The sequence below is a fragment of the Streptomyces sp. WMMC1477 genome (assembly GCF_027460245.1).
In the GTDB taxonomy this organism is placed as follows: domain Bacteria; phylum Actinomycetota; class Actinomycetes; order Streptomycetales; family Streptomycetaceae; genus Streptomyces.
On record NZ_JAPZBD010000003.1, the window covers coordinates 2,022,674 to 2,037,165 of the forward strand.

Below are 14,492 nucleotides of genomic sequence, written 5' to 3' on the forward strand. Positions count from 1 at the left end.
CCCTTGGAGAAGAACCCCAGGAAGGGAGGGGACAAGGAGGCGGAAGCCTCGGGGAACGTCAGACGTCGAGCTGGTCGGCGACGGCCCGCAGCATCCCGGCGATCTTCGACCCGTGCTGCTTGTCGGGGTACCGGCCGCGCTCCAGTTGCTGGGAGACGCCGTCGAGCAGCGTGGTGAGGTCCTGCACGATGGAGGCGAGCTCGTCGGGCTTGCGGCGCTGGGCCGCGGCGACGGACGGCGCGGGGTCGAGCAGGGTGAGGGACAGCGCCTGGTCCCCCCGTTGCCCGGCCACGACTCCGAACTCCACTCGCTGGCCCGGCTTCAGCGCGCTGACGCCGCTCGGGAGCACGGAGGAATGGACGAAGACGTCACCGCCGTCGTCGCGGGAGAGGAAGCCGAAGCCCTTCTCGCTGTTGAACCACTTGACCTTGCCGGTAGGCACGTCTGTCCTGTCCTCGCACTCGTATGGTGGCCGGATAACACTCCGGCGGGCCGCTCTCGACCCGCCGTACCCAAGATTAATCTCCCCGGGCCCGGTGACAAGGGGCCACCGAACCGACGGAGGCGCCCAGGACCGCGCACCCGTTCACCCCGTCTTACCCTGGACGGGTGACCCCTACACCCACCCCCGCCGAGCAGTCCCCCGAGCCGGGCGCCGAGCCGGGCGCCGCCCCGGCCGAGGAGCCCCGCCCCGGCGACGTGCTGATCCGTATCGGGATGGTCGTCTTCACGCTGGGCGCACTGGCGACGGTCATCACGTTCGTGCCGCTGTTCCTGGGCACCGACCCGTTCCCGTCGGCCGCGTACTTCCTGTCCATGCTCATGGGCCTCGGCTTCGCCCTGGCCGGAGCGGGTTTCCTGCGGTCGGTGGCGGCCCAGCGCCGGGCCGTGCGGCGGCAGGCTCAGGCGGCGTCGGGGCGGTAGCCGGTGAGCCAGCCGGGGAAGGCCCGCAGGTCCCCCAGGACGACGTCGGCGCCCGCCGCCCGCAGCTCCCCGGCCGGGCACGGCCCGGTGGCGACGGCCACGGAGAGCGCACCGGCGGTCCGGGCGCCCCGGACGTCGCCGAGGTGGTCGCCGACGTAGACGGCGGCCCCGTGCTCCCGCAGCGCCTCCGCCTTGGCCTCGGCCCACAGCCCGCCGGCCAGTGCGTCGGGGACCAGCCCGAGGTGGTCGAGGTGGAGCTTGGCGTGCTGCTCGTTCTTCGCGGTGACGACGAGGGTGCGTCCGCCCGCCGCCCGGACGGCGGCCAGCGCCTCCACGGCGCCGGGCAGAGCCGCGCACGGGGCGATCGCGTGGTCGGGGTACAGCTCCCGGTAGCGGGCCGCGGCAGCAGGCACGGCGGCGGCCGGGAACCAGTTGGCCAGCTCCGTCTCCAGCGGGGGCCCGAGCCGGCTCACGGCGAGGGCGCTGTCGATGGGGACCCCGGTCTCGGCTGCGAGCAGATCGTAGGTGGCCTTGATGCCGGGGCGGGTGTCGATGAGCGTCATGTCGAGATCGAAACCGACCGTGAGCGAGGCGGGCGGCGAGGCGGGCGGCACGGCGGCCGGACGGGTTTCGGGCATGCGCACTATTGTGCGATGCCTCCCGGGGGTGCCCCGCAGGGACGCGGGGACCTGCGCGAGCGGCCACAGCGCGGCCACGGACCGCGACGCACAGCCGGGCGCACCCCGGGCCGGCCGGTGACCGGACCTGCGGGCGGCAGCGGAGGCGCGGGCGTCAGCGGACGCGCCGGGCCCGCCAGACCAGGAACAGCGCGGAGGCCAGGGCGGCGGCGCGGACGCACCAGGGGTAGGTGTCCTGGACCGCCTCGCCGAGCGCACCCTCGGGGATGGGCTCGCCCCAGTGCCCGGCGAGCCTGCCCCACAGCCAGGCCGTCCCCGCGCCGACGACGGCGCCTGGCACGCCGAGGACGGCCCACTTGCGCTCGGTCAGCGGCAGCCGGGGGGACCACCAGGCGAGCAGCCACCCGGCGGCCAGGGCGAGCAGGGAGCCGAAGACGGTTCCGGCGACGAGGGCGAGGGCGGCGAGCAGCTCGACGGGGCCGCCGACCCGGGCCAGTCCGGGCTCGCGGTGCCGGGGGCCGGCCAGCCGGCGGACGCGGGCCCAGCGCCCCGGGGGCGACGCCTCGGCCTCGGGGGCGGGCGCGTCCCCCTTGAGCGCGGCCCCGGCGCCAGCCCCGGCCCCGGCCCCCGCGCCGGCGCCGGCCGGCACCTCGGGCCCCTTCGTGAGGTCGACCGCCGCGCCGTCCTCCGCCGCGTTCCCGGCCCCGGACCCGGCGGGCTTCCCGTCGTCCTCCTCGGTCTCCGGGGGCGGCATCAGCATCTCGGGGATCTCGATGCCGCCGACGAACCCGGCCACCTGGCCGCCGGTGGGCTGGATGACCGGCCCGCCCTCGCCGCGCCACCACTCCGGGTCGGCGGCCTCGGGCGGCAGCTCGTCCATGCCGACGAGATGCGGCGGGGTGGGCCCGGGCGGCGGGCCGGGCTCCGGTTCGGGGGGCCGGCGGCGCCGTGGCCGGAGTCGCTCGCCGCGTCCCGGGCGCGGGCCCTCGCCGTCCCGCCCGGGTTCCGCGGGGCGGGGGACGGGAACCTCCGCACCGGAACCGGCGGCCTCGACGACGTCCTCCGGCCGGCCCAGCCGGCTCAGCAGCCGCCGAACCTCGGCCACCGACTCGGCGCCGCCCGTGGCCCGCGCGCGTTCGATCCCGGCCCGCAACTCGCCGATGAGGCGCGCGCGTTCGGCGGCCGTCATCGTCGTCCGGTGCGCCAGGTCGCCCACCCGGCTCAGATAGTCGAAAACGAGCTTCTCGCTGTCGATCCCCACGCCCCGACCGTACAGCGCCGAGCCCGGTACCGTGGGTGGGATGACCCGTGAGACCGCCGCGCCGCGCACCCTCGCCGAGGAGCTGCGCGCCAGGCCCGACGACGCACTCACCGAGCTGCTGCGGGCCCGTCCCGACCTTCTCTCACCGGTCCCCGGCGATGTGACGCAGCTGGCCACCCGCGCCGCGACCCGCGCCTCCGTCGTCCGGACCCTGGAGCGGCTGGACCGCTTCACCCTCCAGACCGCCCAGGCGCTGGCCGTGGCCCCCGATCCCTGCTCGCCGAAGGAGTTGGCCGCGCTGCTGCCCGGCGGGGAGGAGGCCCTGCCGGGCGCACTCGCGGCGCTGCGGACGCGGGCGCTGGTGTGGGGCCCCGACGAGCGGGTGCGCCTGGTGCGGACGGCCCGCGAACTGCTCTCCCCCTCGCCCACCGCGCCCTCCCCCACCGGTCTCGGGCCGACCCTCGCGGAGGCGGCGGCCGGGATGTCCCCGGGGCGCCTCCAGGAGATCCTGGCCAACGCCGGGCTGCCCACCACCCACGACCCGGTGAGCGCTCTCACCGCGCTGACCGGGCTGTTCACCGATCGCGCGCGGCTGGCCGCGCTGCTGGAGCAGGCGCCCGACGGGGCCCGCGCGGTGCTGGACAGGCTGACGTGGGGGCCGCCCTTCGGTACCGTCGGCGGCGGCCGGAGCGGCAGCTCGGACGGCGGCGCCCCGGGCCCGTCGGTGACGCCTCCGGTGCGCTGGCTGCTGGACCGGGGGCTGTTGCTGCCCACCGGCGCCCCGGCCGGACCCGACGGCGGGCGGACGGTCGTCCTGCCCCGCGAGGTGGCCCTGCACCTGCGCGACGGGCGGGCCCACCACGAGCTGGAGCCCAACGCGCCCGAGGTGGCCGCCCGGCGCACCCACGCCCCCGCCACGGTGGACGCCACCGCAGCCGGGCAGGCGTTCACGGCCCTGGGCACGGTCGACGAACTGCTGACGGCCTGGGAGGACGCGCCGCCGCCGGTCCTGCGCGCGGGCGGCCTCGGCATGCGGGACCTGAAGCGGACCGCCGTCAGTCTCGACCTGCCCGAGCCGCTGACCGCGTTCTGGCTCGAACTCGCCTACGCCGCCGGGTTGCTGGCCTCCGACGGGGAGCCCGACGAGCGCTACGCGCCCACGCCGGCCGCCGATCTGTGGCGCGACCTGCCGCCGCAGGAGCGCTGGGCGACGCTGGTAGCCGCCTGGCTGCCCGGCACCCGGGTACCGGGGCTGGCCGGGGCCCGGGACGCCAAGGGCCGGGCGCTGGCCGCGCTGGGCCCGGGGCTGGACCGGGCCCAGGCTCCCGAGGTGCGCCGCCGCGTGCTGGAGCTGCTGGCCGAGCTGCCCGAGGGCGGCGTCCCCGGCGAGGAGGACCTGCTCGCGCGGCTGCGCTGGGAGCGCCCCGCGCGCGGCGCCGAGGAGCTGCGCGAACGGCTGTGCGCGGCGGTGCTGCGGGAGGCCGAGCTGCTGGGGGTGACGGGCCGGGGCGCGCTGGCCGGGCCCGCCCGCGGGCTGACCGCGGCCCGGACGGCGGCGGAGGTCACGGCCGCCGCGGAAGCCGCGGCGGCCCGGCTGGCGCCGCTGCTCCCCGAGCCGCTGGACCACGTCCTGCTCCAGGCCGACCTGACCGCCGTCGCCCCCGGCCCGCTGGAGCGCCCGCTGGCGGAGGCGCTGGGCGTGCTGGCCGACGTCGAGTCCAAGGGCGGGGCGACGGTGTACCGCTTCACGCCGGACTCGGTGCGGCGGGCGCTGGACGCCGGGCGCACCGCCACCGATCTGCACGCCTTCCTCGCTGCGCACTCCCGCACCCCGGTGCCGCAGCCGCTGACGTATCTGATCGACGACGTGGCGCGGCGGCACGGCAGGCTCCGGGTGGGCGCGGCGTCCTGCTACGTACGCTGCGACGACGACACCCTGCTCGCGGAGATCCTGGCGGACAAGCGCTCGGCCCCCCTCGGCCTGCGGCTGCTCGCGCCGACCGTGCTGGCCGCCACCGCCGACCCCGGGCACCTGCTGGAGAAGCTCCGGGAGATGGGGCACGCCCCGGCGGCCGAGTCGGCGGAGGGGGACGTCCTGATCGCCCGGGCCGCCGCGCACCGCACCCCGCCGCGCAGCGCGCCCGAGCCCGTCCCCGACGGCCCGCCGCCGCCCGACGCGACGTTGCTCGCGGCGGCCGTGCGGGCGATCCGGGCTGGCGACCTGGCCGCCACCGTGCCGCACCGCGAGCGCGTCGGGGAGCCGGCGGCGCCGGGCGGCGGGCCGCCGCGCACGACCGCGGCCGACACGCTGGCCACGCTCCAGAGCGCGGTGCTGACGGGCACTCCGGTGTGGCTGGGCTATGTCAACGCGGACGGCGCGGCCAGCCAGCGCGTCATCGCGCCCGTGCGGGTGGAGGGCGGCTTCGTGTCCGCCTACGACCACACGGCCGAGGAGGTCCGCACGTTCGCCCTGCACCGGGTCACGGGCGTCGCCGAGCTCGACGAGGAGCTGCGCGACCGGTTCGCCGACGGCTGACGGAGCGCCGGGGGATCGCCGACGGGGAGCCGGCGGGCGCTCAGGACGTGCCGGTCAGCAGGTCGTAGCCGAGCGCGCCGAGCGGGCTGCGGCGGCTCCAGCTGCGCGCGGCCAGGACGGCGACGGCGGTGCGGGTGGCGGGGTTGAAGCCGAGGAACGCCTCGTGCCCGGGGGTGGCGCCCGGGTGGTAGAGGGCGTCGCCCTCCTGGAACCAGGTGAGGGTGTGGGTCTGGCGGGGCTTGGCACCGCGCCGCAGCACGGGACGGGTCACCTCGCGCAGGGCCGCCGCGAGCGGGGTGGCCCCGGGCGTCAGGTGGGCCTCCAGGAAGGCCAGCAGGTCGTGCGGGGTGGCGCGGACGGCCCCGGCCGGGGCGAAGGCCCGCATGACCAGGGGCGGCACGGGGGTGGAGCCGTCGCGGCGGTGCCCGGGGGCGTCGCGTCCGGGCACGCCGGGGTGGAGCCCGGTGTTGCCGAGGCCGAGCGGGCCGAGGACGTGGTCGGTGAGGAGGTCGGCGTAGGGCGTGCCGGTGGTGTGGGCGAGGGCCTGGCCGAGCAGGGCGGCGCCGAAGTTGGAGTACCACCAGCGTTGTCCCGGTGGACGGCGCGGCCGGGTGCGGGCGAAGGCGTACACGAGGCGCTCGGTGTCGTAGCGGGCGTAGGGGTTGGTGCGGTACGCGGCGGCGAGCTGGCGCAGGAACACCGGGTCGTGCGGCAGCCGGGGCAGGCCGGAGGTGTGGGTGGCGAGGTGGGCGAGGGTGATGGCGTCCCGGTGGCCGTCGGGCGGGGTGGCCGGGAGGTGGGCGGTGACGGGGTCGTGCAGGCCGACCGGGCCGAGCGCGGCCAGGCGGGCCGCGAGCAGCACGGTGTACGTCTTGGAGGCCGAGCCGATCTCGTACCGCAGGTGCTCGCGCTCGGCGGGCGGGGTGGGCCCGTCGCCCCCGGTGTGGACGTGCCGCTCGCCGTCCCGGCTGACGGCGACGACGGTGTCCGGCCCGTCGAGCGCCTCCGCCGCCTCCCGCACGGCGTCCCGCAGCCGGGGGCCGGTGGGGGCGGCGGCGTCCCGCAGCCCGGCCGTCACGCGGTGCTCCCCGGGAGGGCGGCCAGGGACCGGGAGGTGGCCATGACGGAGGCGAACGCGGCGACGAGGGTGGGGTGGTGGAGCTGGTCGAAGAGGGCGGCGTCGTCCGGGGCGTCGGGCATACCGCCCTCGACGGGCATGGCGCCGCCGCGGTCCTGGGCCGCCGCGTAGGACCGCCACGCCGCCTCGTCCAGCGTGGGCCGCGGCAGGCAGGCGTCGACGACGAGGAGCTCGCCGAGCAGGTCCCAGTGCCCGCGCTCGGCCCAGTCCTCCAGCCACGCGGGCAGCCACAGGTCGAGGTACGCGGCCAGGCCGGGCGGGAGCGCCTCGGGGCGGGCGCCCCAGCGGGTGAGGTGGAAGACGGCGTGGGTGACGTCGTAGGCGAGGTGGAAGCTCAGCGTCCACGGCTCGGGGGTCTGACCCAGCCAGGTGCGGCGGGTGGCCTCGGCGACGTCGAGGGAGGGCGGGTGGCCCGCGCGCTCCTCGGTGACGCTCAGGCCGAGCCGCCGCGTCGGCTGCACCTCCAGGGCGGCCCAGCTCGCCAGCGAGCGGGTGGCGGCGGCGCGGCGTTCGACCTCCGGGTTGCGCAGGCCCAGCTCCTTGAACGGTGTGTACACCTCCAGGGGCATCGGGCTGAGCGGTTCGTCGCGCTGGATGCGGGCCAGGGCCGCGCCGCCGTCGAGGACGTCGCGCCAGGCGAAGTCGAGGAGCTCCCGGGCCAGGGCGGACTGGCGGCTGCCGGCGACGCCCTCGCGGAACAGCGCGCTGCCGATGACCGCCAGTTCCCCGACCGGCTTGAGCCGGGCCAGGTCGAGGGCGTCGTCCTCCGTGAAGCGGAACCGGAAGTGGTCGCGGTGCGCGGCCAGCCACTCCAGGGCGCGGACGCCGACGTCGTGCGGGATCTGCGTGGGGATCACGGTTGGCCTCCCACGGCGGCCTCGAGGGGCGCCGGCCGGCGGTCGACGGTGAGCGCGGCGGCGAAGGCCGCGACGAGCGTGGGGTGATAGCAGGCGAGGAAGACGTCCTCACCGGTGCCCGTGGGCGCGGGCCCGCGCGGCGCCACGACGCCGTCCGGGCCCTGGGCGGCGGCGTAGTCCCGCCAGGCGGCGTCCGTGTCGCGGGACGGCTCCGGCAGGCACGCGGCGACGGCGAGCAGCTCCCCGGCCAGGTCCCAGGACTCCTCCTCCAGGCAGCTCCGCGTCCAGGCGGGCAGCCACGCCGCCAGATAGTGCCGGACGTCGGCGGACAGCAGCTCAGGCGCCTCCCCCCACCGGGTGACGTGGAAGACGTGGTGGGTGGCGGCGTACCCGGCGCGGGTCTCGAACGCCCACGGCTCGGGCAGCCCGCCCAGCCACGTCGCGGCCGTGGCCGCCCCCGGATCGGTGTGCGGGCCGAGACCGAGCCGCCGCTCGGCCTCCAGGACGGCGAGCGCGCGGGTCGGTTGGCACTCCGTCGACCGCCAGGCCCGGGTGCCCGCCCCGAACCGCGCGAACGCCTCGAAGCCGCGGTGCCTGCGGCCCGTCGCCGCGAAGGCCGCGTACATCTCCAGCGGATAGGTGGCGTGCGGCTCGGCGAGCGCGAGCGTGTGGAACAGCTCCCCGCGGCCTGCCGCCTGCCACGCGAACTCCAGCAGCTCGCCGGCGCGGGCGTGCTCCACGCTCCCCGGCTCCGTGCGCCGCCGCACCCGGGCCATGAGCTGCCCGAGCTCGCCCAGCGGCTTGACGACGCGATCCGGCGTCGCCCGCTCCCCGGCGTCGTCCGGCGGACGGAACGCCTCGCGGTGGGCGTCCAGCCAGGCGAGCGCGCGGCGCAGCACCGCGCGGGCGGGTGCCTCGGCGGTCATACGGTCGCTCCCCGCACCGGGGCCGTCACCCGGATGAGCTGCGCGGCCCGGACGTGCAGCGCCACCCGGGCGTCCTCGGCCGCGCCCAGGTGCCGCACGAACTCCAGCCCGGCGTCGAGGCCGAGGGAGGCGGGCACACCGGGGACGAGGGCCAGCCAGCGGCCGACCCCGGCGGCCTGGAGCCAGTCGCGGCGGCGGACGGCCCGCACGAAGCCCCGCCCGAGGTCCACCGGGCGCTTGGCGGCCCCGGTGGCGAGGGCCGAGTCCAGCCCCGGCGAGGCGAGCGGGGCGAGTTGCGCCATGCGGTGCGCCAGCCGGGGCCAGGGCTCTCCGGCGACCCAGTCGGCGTCCGGCTGCGTCTCGCGGACCCCGTGCCCGGTCAGCGTCCGCAGGGCCTCCGCCAGCCCCCAGTGGCTCCAGGCGGTGGCGGCCGGGGCGTCGGACTGCGGCGGGTAGCCGTCGCGCGCGGCCTCGGCAAGCGCCACGTCGGCCGGGGCGGGCCGGAGGTCGTACAGCAGGGCGGGGGCGAGCGCGTCGGCGCCGAGCACGCGCACGCAGGCGACGAGCAGCGGGTCGTCCGCGGACAGCGCGACGGACCCGGCGAGATCGGGTACGGACAGGCGACTGCCTCCGCCGTCGAGGGCGGAGGCAATCACCGAAGCGGTGTTCTGCACCGCGGCCGGGAGACCGGACGCGGGCCCTTGTGCTTCGGCCACGCCGGTCAGCTCACCCCTTCTTCGGACGCGGGGCCGGGGGCGCGAGCAGTGCCGCGCCGGCGAAGATCAGCAGGGCGGCGCACTCGCTGGTGTCGCGGAACGTACCGTCGGCCTCGGTCGCGTTCAGGGCGGCGTCCACGTCCTGGGCGAGCGCCTCCCGCGTGGCCTGCTCGGTCAGCGGTTCGTTGAGCGGCAGCATCGGATCATTCCCTTCCCTTTTTCCCATTTGCACCTTGACTCCATTTACGCCTCACGCGTCACTCCTCGCAACACGGCCACGGCGATCAGGGACCATAGGAGGGGCGCCCGGCCACTCCGGCGGGCCGCCACCGGAACCGTGGAGGGTGTACGTGTCCTGCCTGATCGTCCAGAGCGACAAGACGCTCCTGCTCGAAGTCGACCACGAGCAGGCCGACGCGTGCCGCGGCGCCATCGCCCCCTTCGCCGAACTGGAGCGGGCCCCCGAGCACATCCACACCTACCGGGTGACCCCGCTCGGCCTGTGGAACGCGCGCGCCGCCGGGCACGACGCCGAGCAGGTCGTCGACGCCCTGGTCACCTACTCGCGCTACCCCGTGCCGCACGCGCTGCTCGTGGACATCGCCGACACCATGGACCGCTACGGGCGGCTCACCCTCTCCAAACACCCCGCCCACGGGCTCGTCCTCCAGACCACCGACCGCCCGGTGCTGGAGGAGGTGCTGCGCTCCAAGCGGATCGCCCCGCTCGTCGGCGCCCGCATCGACGAGGACACCGTCGCCGTCCACCCCTCCGAGCGCGGCCAGATCAAGCAGGCCCTGCTCAAGCTCGGCTGGCCCGCCGAGGACCTGGCCGGGTACATCGACGGCGAGGCCCACCCCGTCGAGCTGGCCGAGGACGGCTGGGCCCTGCGGCCCTACCAGCGGCAGGCCGTCGAGGGCTTCTGGCACGGCGGCTCCGGCGTCGTCGTCCTGCCCTGCGGCGCCGGGAAGACGCTCGTCGGCGCCGGGGCCATGGCCCGCGCCAAGGCGACCACGCTCATCCTCGTCACCAACACCGTCTCCGCCCGGCAGTGGAAGCACGAGCTGGTGCGCCGCACCTCGCTCACCGAGGACGAGATCGGCGAGTACAGCGGCACGAAGAAGGAGATCCGCCCGGTCACCATCGCCACCTACCAGGTGCTGACGACCAAGCGGAAGGGCGTCTACCCCCACCTGGAGCTGTTCGACTCCCGCGACTGGGGACTCATCGTCTACGACGAGGTGCACCTGCTGCCCGCGCCCGTCTTCAAGTTCACCGCCGACCTCCAGGCCCGCCGCCGCCTCGGGCTGACGGCGACCCTCGTGCGCGAGGACGGCCGCGAGTCCGACGTCTTCTCCCTCATCGGCCCCAAGCGCTTCGACGCGCCCTGGAAGGAGATCGAGAACCAGGGCTACATCGCCCCCGCCGACTGCGTCGAGGTCCGCGTCAGCCTCACCGAGTCCGAGCGGCTCGCCTACGCCACGGCCGAGACGGAGGAGAAGTACCGTTACTGCGCGACGACCCCGTCCAAGCTCAAGGTCACCGAGGCCCTGGTGCGCCGCCACGCCGGCGACCAGACCCTCGTCATCGGCCAGTACATCGACCAGCTCGACGAGCTGGGCGAACGGCTCGACGCCCCCGTGATCAAGGGCGAGACGAGCAACGCCCGGCGCGAGAAGCTGTTCGACGCCTTCCGGCGCGGCGAGCTGTCCGTGCTCGTCGTCTCCAAGGTCGCGAACTTCTCCATCGACCTGCCCGAGGCCACCGTCGCCATCCAGGTCTCCGGCACCTTCGGCTCCCGGCAGGAGGAGGCCCAGCGCCTCGGCCGCGTCCTGCGCCCCAAGGCCGACGGCCACGAGGCCCGCTTCTACTCCGTCGTCGCCCGCGACACGGTCGACCAGGACTTCGCCGCGCACCGCCAGCGCTTCCTCGCCGAGCAGGGCTACGCCTACCGCATCGTCGACGCCTCCGACCTCCCGGACCCGGACGCCCCCGGGAAGGACGTCCCCGACGAGGTGTGACCTTCGGCCGTCGCCGGGGCCCCGCGTGTACACACCTGCGCGTACACTCGGTCTCATGGCTGACAACGTCTCCGTCCGTGACGCCCGGGCCCACCTCGCCGACCTCCTGGACAAGGCGGCACAGGGCGACCCGACAGTGATCACGCGCGCGGGTCTCCCCGTGGCGGCCGTCGTGTCGATAGAGGACCTCACAGCGCTCGAGGACGCCGCCGACGAACTCCTGGCCCGAGAGGCGACGCAGGCGCTGGCCGAGGAGGGCGACGGCCCGACGTACTCCATGGCCGAGGTCGTCGCGGACATCTTCGAGGGCCCCGACCGCAGCCGGGTGGCATGAAGTACGCCTTCCGCTGGCTGCCCCGGGCCCGGCGGCAGCTCCGTGCCATCGACCGCACGTCGGCCATGCGCATCCTGCAGGCGCTGACCGCTCTCGGAGACGATCCGTACCAGTGCGACGGCGACGTGAAGAAGCTGTCGGGGGAGCACGAGATCTACCGGCTTCGAGTCGGCAACTTCCGCATCGCCTACCGCATCGATGACGGCGAACTCATCATCCTCGTCGTCGCGGTCGGCAACCGCCGTGACGTCTACCGCAACCTGCGCGACTGACTCGGCGCCGACACGCGGTTCCGCGCGTGACGGCGGCCGGAGGGGGCGGAACCGGGCGGGAGGCGGGGGCGTCAGAGCGGCATGGGTCTCGCCAAGGCGTCTTCGACGGAACCGGGTTACTGGAGACGGGCCGCGTTCGGCCTGCTGATCGTGCCGCTGGCGTTGCCGCTCGCGGCCTGTGCGAAGGAGGCCGAGTCAGGCCCCGGGCGCGGCGAGCCGGAGTGGAGCGAGCCGTCGGACTACGCGTACACCCTGACGCAGTCGTGCGGCTTCAACGTCCTGGCGGGCACCTTCCGGGTCACCGTCACCGAGGGGCGCGCCACGGAGTGGGAGCCGGTCGGGGAGAACCCAGCCCCTGGGAACGTGGAGGTGCCGACGATCGGTGGGCTGCTGGAGAAGGCCGAGAAGGCCGAGCGGAACGGGGCGGACTCCGTCGAGGTCGAGCGGGCCGACGACGGGCGCCCGACCCTGATCGAGATCGACCGCTACGCCAACGGCATCGACGACGAGGTGTGCTACGAGATCACCGGCTTCGAGTCGGCGGGCTGACCACGGCCCCGGCCGCCGCCCGGAGGCGGTCGGCGGCCGGGGCCGGGCGTCAGGCGGGCTGCGCCAGCTCCGTGGGCAGCGGGGCGGCGTGGACGACGGTGAGGGCGGTGACGGCTCGGGTGAGGGTGACGTAGAGGCGGCGCAGACCGGTGCGCGGGTCGGGCTCGCCGTCGACGATGGCCGCGGGCTCGTCGAGGACGACGGAGTCGTACTCCAGGCCCTTGGCCAGCGAGGCGGGCACGAGGGTGAGGCGGACGTCGGGGCTCGTCTCCTCGCCCGGGGCCAGGCGGGGAAGCCCGGCGGCGTCGAGGGCGGCGGTGAGCTCGGGGAGGCGGGCGTCGGCCGCGATGAGGCCGACGGATCCCTCGCGTTCCAGGGCCTCGCGGCAGGCGGCGACGACGGCGTCCGTCAGCGTGCCGGGGGCGACCGGGCGGACGGCGAAGTCGCCCGGTGACTCGCGGATCGAGGTGGCGGGGGCCAGCTCGGGGGCGATGGCGGGCAGCAGCCGGGAGGCGTAGGCGATGACCTGCCGGGGAACGCGGAAGCCCCGGGTCAGCTCCTCGACGGCGGCCTCGGGCTTGCCCAGGTGGGCCAGGGCCTCGGCCCAGGACGCGGTGGACCAGGGGGTGGTGCCCTGGGCGATGTCGCCGAGGACGGTCGCGGAGCCGGTGGAGCAGCGGCGGCCGACGGCCCGGTACTGCATGGGCGAGAGGTCCTGCGCCTCGTCCAGGACGACGTGGCCGAGGGAGGGCGTCCGGGTGACGAGGTCCATCGTCTCGTCCACCAGGACGGCGTCCGCCGCCGTCCACGGCGCCGACTTCACTCCGCGCCCGGGCCTGGCCCACAGCACCGCCTTCTGTTCCTCCGGGTCGAGGACGCCGTCGGCGTGCTCGGCGAGGAAGTCGGCGTCGGAGAGGAGCCGCAGGACGAGCTTGGCCGGGTCCACGGGCGGCCAGACGGCCTTGACGGTGGCCTTGACGGCCGCGTTGCGGGCGACGGCGTCCTGCACCCGGTCGTCGGGGGCCTCGCCGCCGCGTTCCATCCGGACGAGGACGGCGTGCGCGATCCGCCGGGGCAGGGCCTCGCGGGCGGCGCCGTAGCGGACGCCGCGGGCCTTCAGCTCGGCCGCGAACCCGGCCACCTCGTGCGCGGGAACGCGCCAGCGCCGCGAGCCGCGGACGACGACACAGGGCTCTGTGGGCTCGGTGACCTGGGCCCACACGGCCCGGCGCAGCACTTCGGCCATGCGGGCGTCGCCCTTGACGGCCGCGGCCCGGGCGTCGTCCGTCGCGCGCACCGGGACATGGGCCACGAGCTCGTCGACGGTGGCCTGCTTGACCTCCAGCTCGCCCAGTGCGGGCAGCACCTGCTCGATGTAGCGCAGGAAGGACGCGTTCGGCCCGATGACGAGGGTGCCGGTGCGGGCCAGCCGCTCGCGGTGCGCGTAGAGCAGGTAGGCGACGCGGTGCAGTCCCACCGCCGTCTTCCCGGTGCCGGGCGCGCCCTGGACGCACACGCTGCCCTCGATCCCGGCGCGCACGATCTCGTCCTGCTCGGGCTGGATGGTGGCGACGATGTCGCGCATCGGGCCGACGCGGGGACGCTCGATCTCCCGCTGGAGGAGGGCTCCGGCCGGCTCGTCGGCGGCCTCGGGGTCGGTGAGGTGCTCGTCCTCGTAGGCGGTCAGCTCGCCGCCGGTGTAGCCGAAGCGGCGGCGGAGCCCGACGTGTTGGGGATCGTGCCGGGTGGCCCGGTAGAAGGGCTGCGAGACGGGGGCCCGCCAGTCGATGACCATGGGGTCGCCGACGGTGTCGTGGACGTGCCGCCGTCCGATGTAGTAGCGGCGGTCCGTGTGGTCGCCGCTGTCGTAGTCGAGGCGGCCGAAGAAGAGCGGGGTGTCGGCGAGGTCGGCGAGCGAGGTGATGCGCTGGTCGATCTGTGCCTGGAGGACTGCGGCGTTCACCCAGTTGGCGGTGACGTCGCGGATGTCGAGGGCTTCGACGTCCGCGCGCATGGCGCGCAGGGCGGAACGGGACGCGGCCAGGTGGGCGCGCTCGTCGTCGAGCGGTCCCCCGGCAGGGGCGGGCGCGGGCACGGCAGAGGCCTCCGGTGACTCTCGGCTGCGGGTCCGGCACCGGCGCGGCGCCGTCGGCGCACGTCGGCGCGGCGATGGCCGGGCCTGGGCGCGGGCGGACTCCCGGGCGTCGAGGCGCCGGGATGCCGTGGCGTCGGGATGCCGTGGCGCGTCGCGACGGACGGAGCGCGTCGGTGTCGGAGGAGGGCACAGGACGCCATGGGGCGCCCCTGAGCGGCCGGTTCC

Annotated in this window: 15 protein-coding genes; 6 read left to right on the forward strand and 9 right to left on the reverse strand. The window is 76.2% G+C overall.

Going from position 1 to position 14,492, the window contains the following annotated elements; all coding sequences use genetic code 11:
• Positions 1–58: 58 nt before the first annotated feature.
• Positions 59–442 (reverse strand): cold-shock protein, encoded by a 384-nt coding sequence (locus tag O7609_RS09200; RefSeq protein WP_269734450.1) that lies wholly within the window; start codon positions 440–442, stop codon positions 59–61.
• A 257-nt stretch (positions 443–699) separates the two neighbouring features.
• On the opposite strand from O7609_RS09200, the gene O7609_RS09205 reads away from it, so the two are divergent.
• Entirely contained in the window at positions 700–924 is a 225-nt protein-coding gene (locus O7609_RS09205; RefSeq protein WP_269737088.1) for a hypothetical protein, read from the forward strand.
• Here the strand turns inward: O7609_RS09205 and O7609_RS09210 are convergent.
• Together O7609_RS09210 and O7609_RS09215 are read right to left on the reverse strand one after the other, a co-directional pair.
• Entirely contained in the window at positions 903–1,562 is a 660-nt protein-coding gene (locus O7609_RS09210) for an HAD family hydrolase (protein WP_269734451.1), read from the reverse strand. The genes O7609_RS09205 and O7609_RS09210 overlap by 22 nt on opposite strands.
• 154 nt (positions 1,563–1,716) lie before the next feature.
• A complete protein-coding gene (locus O7609_RS09215; RefSeq protein WP_269734452.1) occupies positions 1,717–2,823 on the reverse strand; it encodes a hypothetical protein in 1,107 nt (368 codons plus the stop codon).
• A 40-nt stretch (positions 2,824–2,863) separates the two neighbouring features.
• On the opposite strand from O7609_RS09215, the gene O7609_RS09220 reads away from it, so the two are divergent.
• Complete coding sequence (locus O7609_RS09220) at positions 2,864–5,359, forward strand: helicase-associated domain-containing protein (protein ID WP_269743398.1); 2,496 nt, start codon at positions 2,864–2,866, stop codon at positions 5,357–5,359.
• Between the two features lie 40 nt (positions 5,360–5,399).
• Here O7609_RS09220 and O7609_RS09225 read toward each other — a convergent pair whose 3' ends face one another.
• Genes O7609_RS09225 through O7609_RS09245 form a run of 5 tightly spaced genes read right to left on the reverse strand, consistent with a single transcriptional unit; the run spans position 5,400 to position 9,195 of the window.
• A complete protein-coding gene (locus O7609_RS09225) occupies positions 5,400–6,437 on the reverse strand; it encodes a serine hydrolase domain-containing protein (RefSeq protein WP_269734454.1) in 1,038 nt (345 codons plus the stop codon).
• The gene (locus O7609_RS09230; RefSeq protein ID WP_269734455.1) at positions 6,434–7,354 is read right to left on the reverse strand and encodes a DUF6895 family protein; all 921 of its coding nucleotides are present in this window, start codon (positions 7,352–7,354) and stop codon (positions 6,434–6,436) included. The genes O7609_RS09225 and O7609_RS09230 overlap by 4 nt, the downstream gene beginning before the upstream one ends.
• Positions 7,351–8,280 (reverse strand): DUF6895 family protein, encoded by a 930-nt coding sequence (locus O7609_RS09235; protein ID WP_269734456.1) that lies wholly within the window; start codon positions 8,278–8,280, stop codon positions 7,351–7,353. Before O7609_RS09235 ends, O7609_RS09230 begins: the two co-directional genes overlap by 4 nt.
• Positions 8,277–8,996 (reverse strand): hypothetical protein, encoded by a 720-nt coding sequence (locus tag O7609_RS09240; RefSeq protein ID WP_269734457.1) that lies wholly within the window; start codon positions 8,994–8,996, stop codon positions 8,277–8,279. Before O7609_RS09240 ends, O7609_RS09235 begins: the two co-directional genes overlap by 4 nt.
• Positions 8,997–9,006: 10 nt before the next feature.
• The gene (locus O7609_RS09245) at positions 9,007–9,195 is read right to left on the reverse strand and encodes a hypothetical protein (RefSeq protein WP_269734458.1); all 189 of its coding nucleotides are present in this window, start codon (positions 9,193–9,195) and stop codon (positions 9,007–9,009) included.
• Between the two features lie 151 nt (positions 9,196–9,346).
• On the opposite strand from O7609_RS09245, the gene O7609_RS09250 reads away from it, so the two are divergent.
• From O7609_RS09250 to O7609_RS09265, 4 genes are all read left to right on the forward strand, one after another.
• Positions 9,347–11,017: a DNA repair helicase XPB gene (locus O7609_RS09250; protein WP_269734459.1), complete on the forward strand. Its 1,671-nt coding sequence runs from the start codon at positions 9,347–9,349 to the stop codon at positions 11,015–11,017.
• 55 nt (positions 11,018–11,072) lie between these two features.
• On the forward strand, positions 11,073–11,351 hold the full coding sequence (locus tag O7609_RS09255) for a type II toxin-antitoxin system Phd/YefM family antitoxin (RefSeq protein ID WP_269734460.1): 279 nt from the start codon (positions 11,073–11,075) through the stop codon (positions 11,349–11,351).
• Complete coding sequence (locus O7609_RS09260) at positions 11,348–11,623, forward strand: type II toxin-antitoxin system RelE family toxin (protein WP_269734461.1); 276 nt, start codon at positions 11,348–11,350, stop codon at positions 11,621–11,623. The genes O7609_RS09255 and O7609_RS09260 overlap by 4 nt, the downstream gene beginning before the upstream one ends.
• Before the next feature lie 81 nt (positions 11,624–11,704).
• The gene (locus O7609_RS09265; RefSeq protein ID WP_269734462.1) at positions 11,705–12,172 is read left to right on the forward strand and encodes a DUF6174 domain-containing protein; all 468 of its coding nucleotides are present in this window, start codon (positions 11,705–11,707) and stop codon (positions 12,170–12,172) included.
• Between the two features lie 49 nt (positions 12,173–12,221).
• Here the strand turns inward: O7609_RS09265 and O7609_RS09270 are convergent, their stop codons facing one another.
• The gene (locus tag O7609_RS09270; RefSeq protein WP_269734463.1) at positions 12,222–14,267 is read right to left on the reverse strand and encodes a HelD family protein; all 2,046 of its coding nucleotides are present in this window, start codon (positions 14,265–14,267) and stop codon (positions 12,222–12,224) included.
• Positions 14,268–14,492 lie beyond the last annotated feature (225 nt).

Coding starts and splice junctions, on each gene's coding strand:
- O7609_RS09210 (WP_269734451.1), bottom strand. CDS start 1,562: ATGCCCGAAACCCGTCCGGCCGCCGTGCCGCCCGCCTCGCCGCCCGCC.
- O7609_RS09220 (WP_269743398.1), top strand. CDS start 2,864: ATGACCCGTGAGACCGCCGCGCCGCGCACCCTCGCCGAGGAGCTGCGC.
- O7609_RS09235 (WP_269734456.1), bottom strand. CDS start 8,280: ATGACCGCCGAGGCACCCGCCCGCGCGGTGCTGCGCCGCGCGCTCGCC.
- O7609_RS09245 (WP_269734458.1), bottom strand. CDS start 9,195: ATGCTGCCGCTCAACGAACCGCTGACCGAGCAGGCCACGCGGGAGGCG.
- O7609_RS09255 (WP_269734460.1), top strand. CDS start 11,073: ATGGCTGACAACGTCTCCGTCCGTGACGCCCGGGCCCACCTCGCCGAC.
- O7609_RS09260 (WP_269734461.1), top strand. CDS start 11,348: ATGAAGTACGCCTTCCGCTGGCTGCCCCGGGCCCGGCGGCAGCTCCGT.
- O7609_RS09265 (WP_269734462.1), top strand. CDS start 11,705: ATGGGTCTCGCCAAGGCGTCTTCGACGGAACCGGGTTACTGGAGACGG.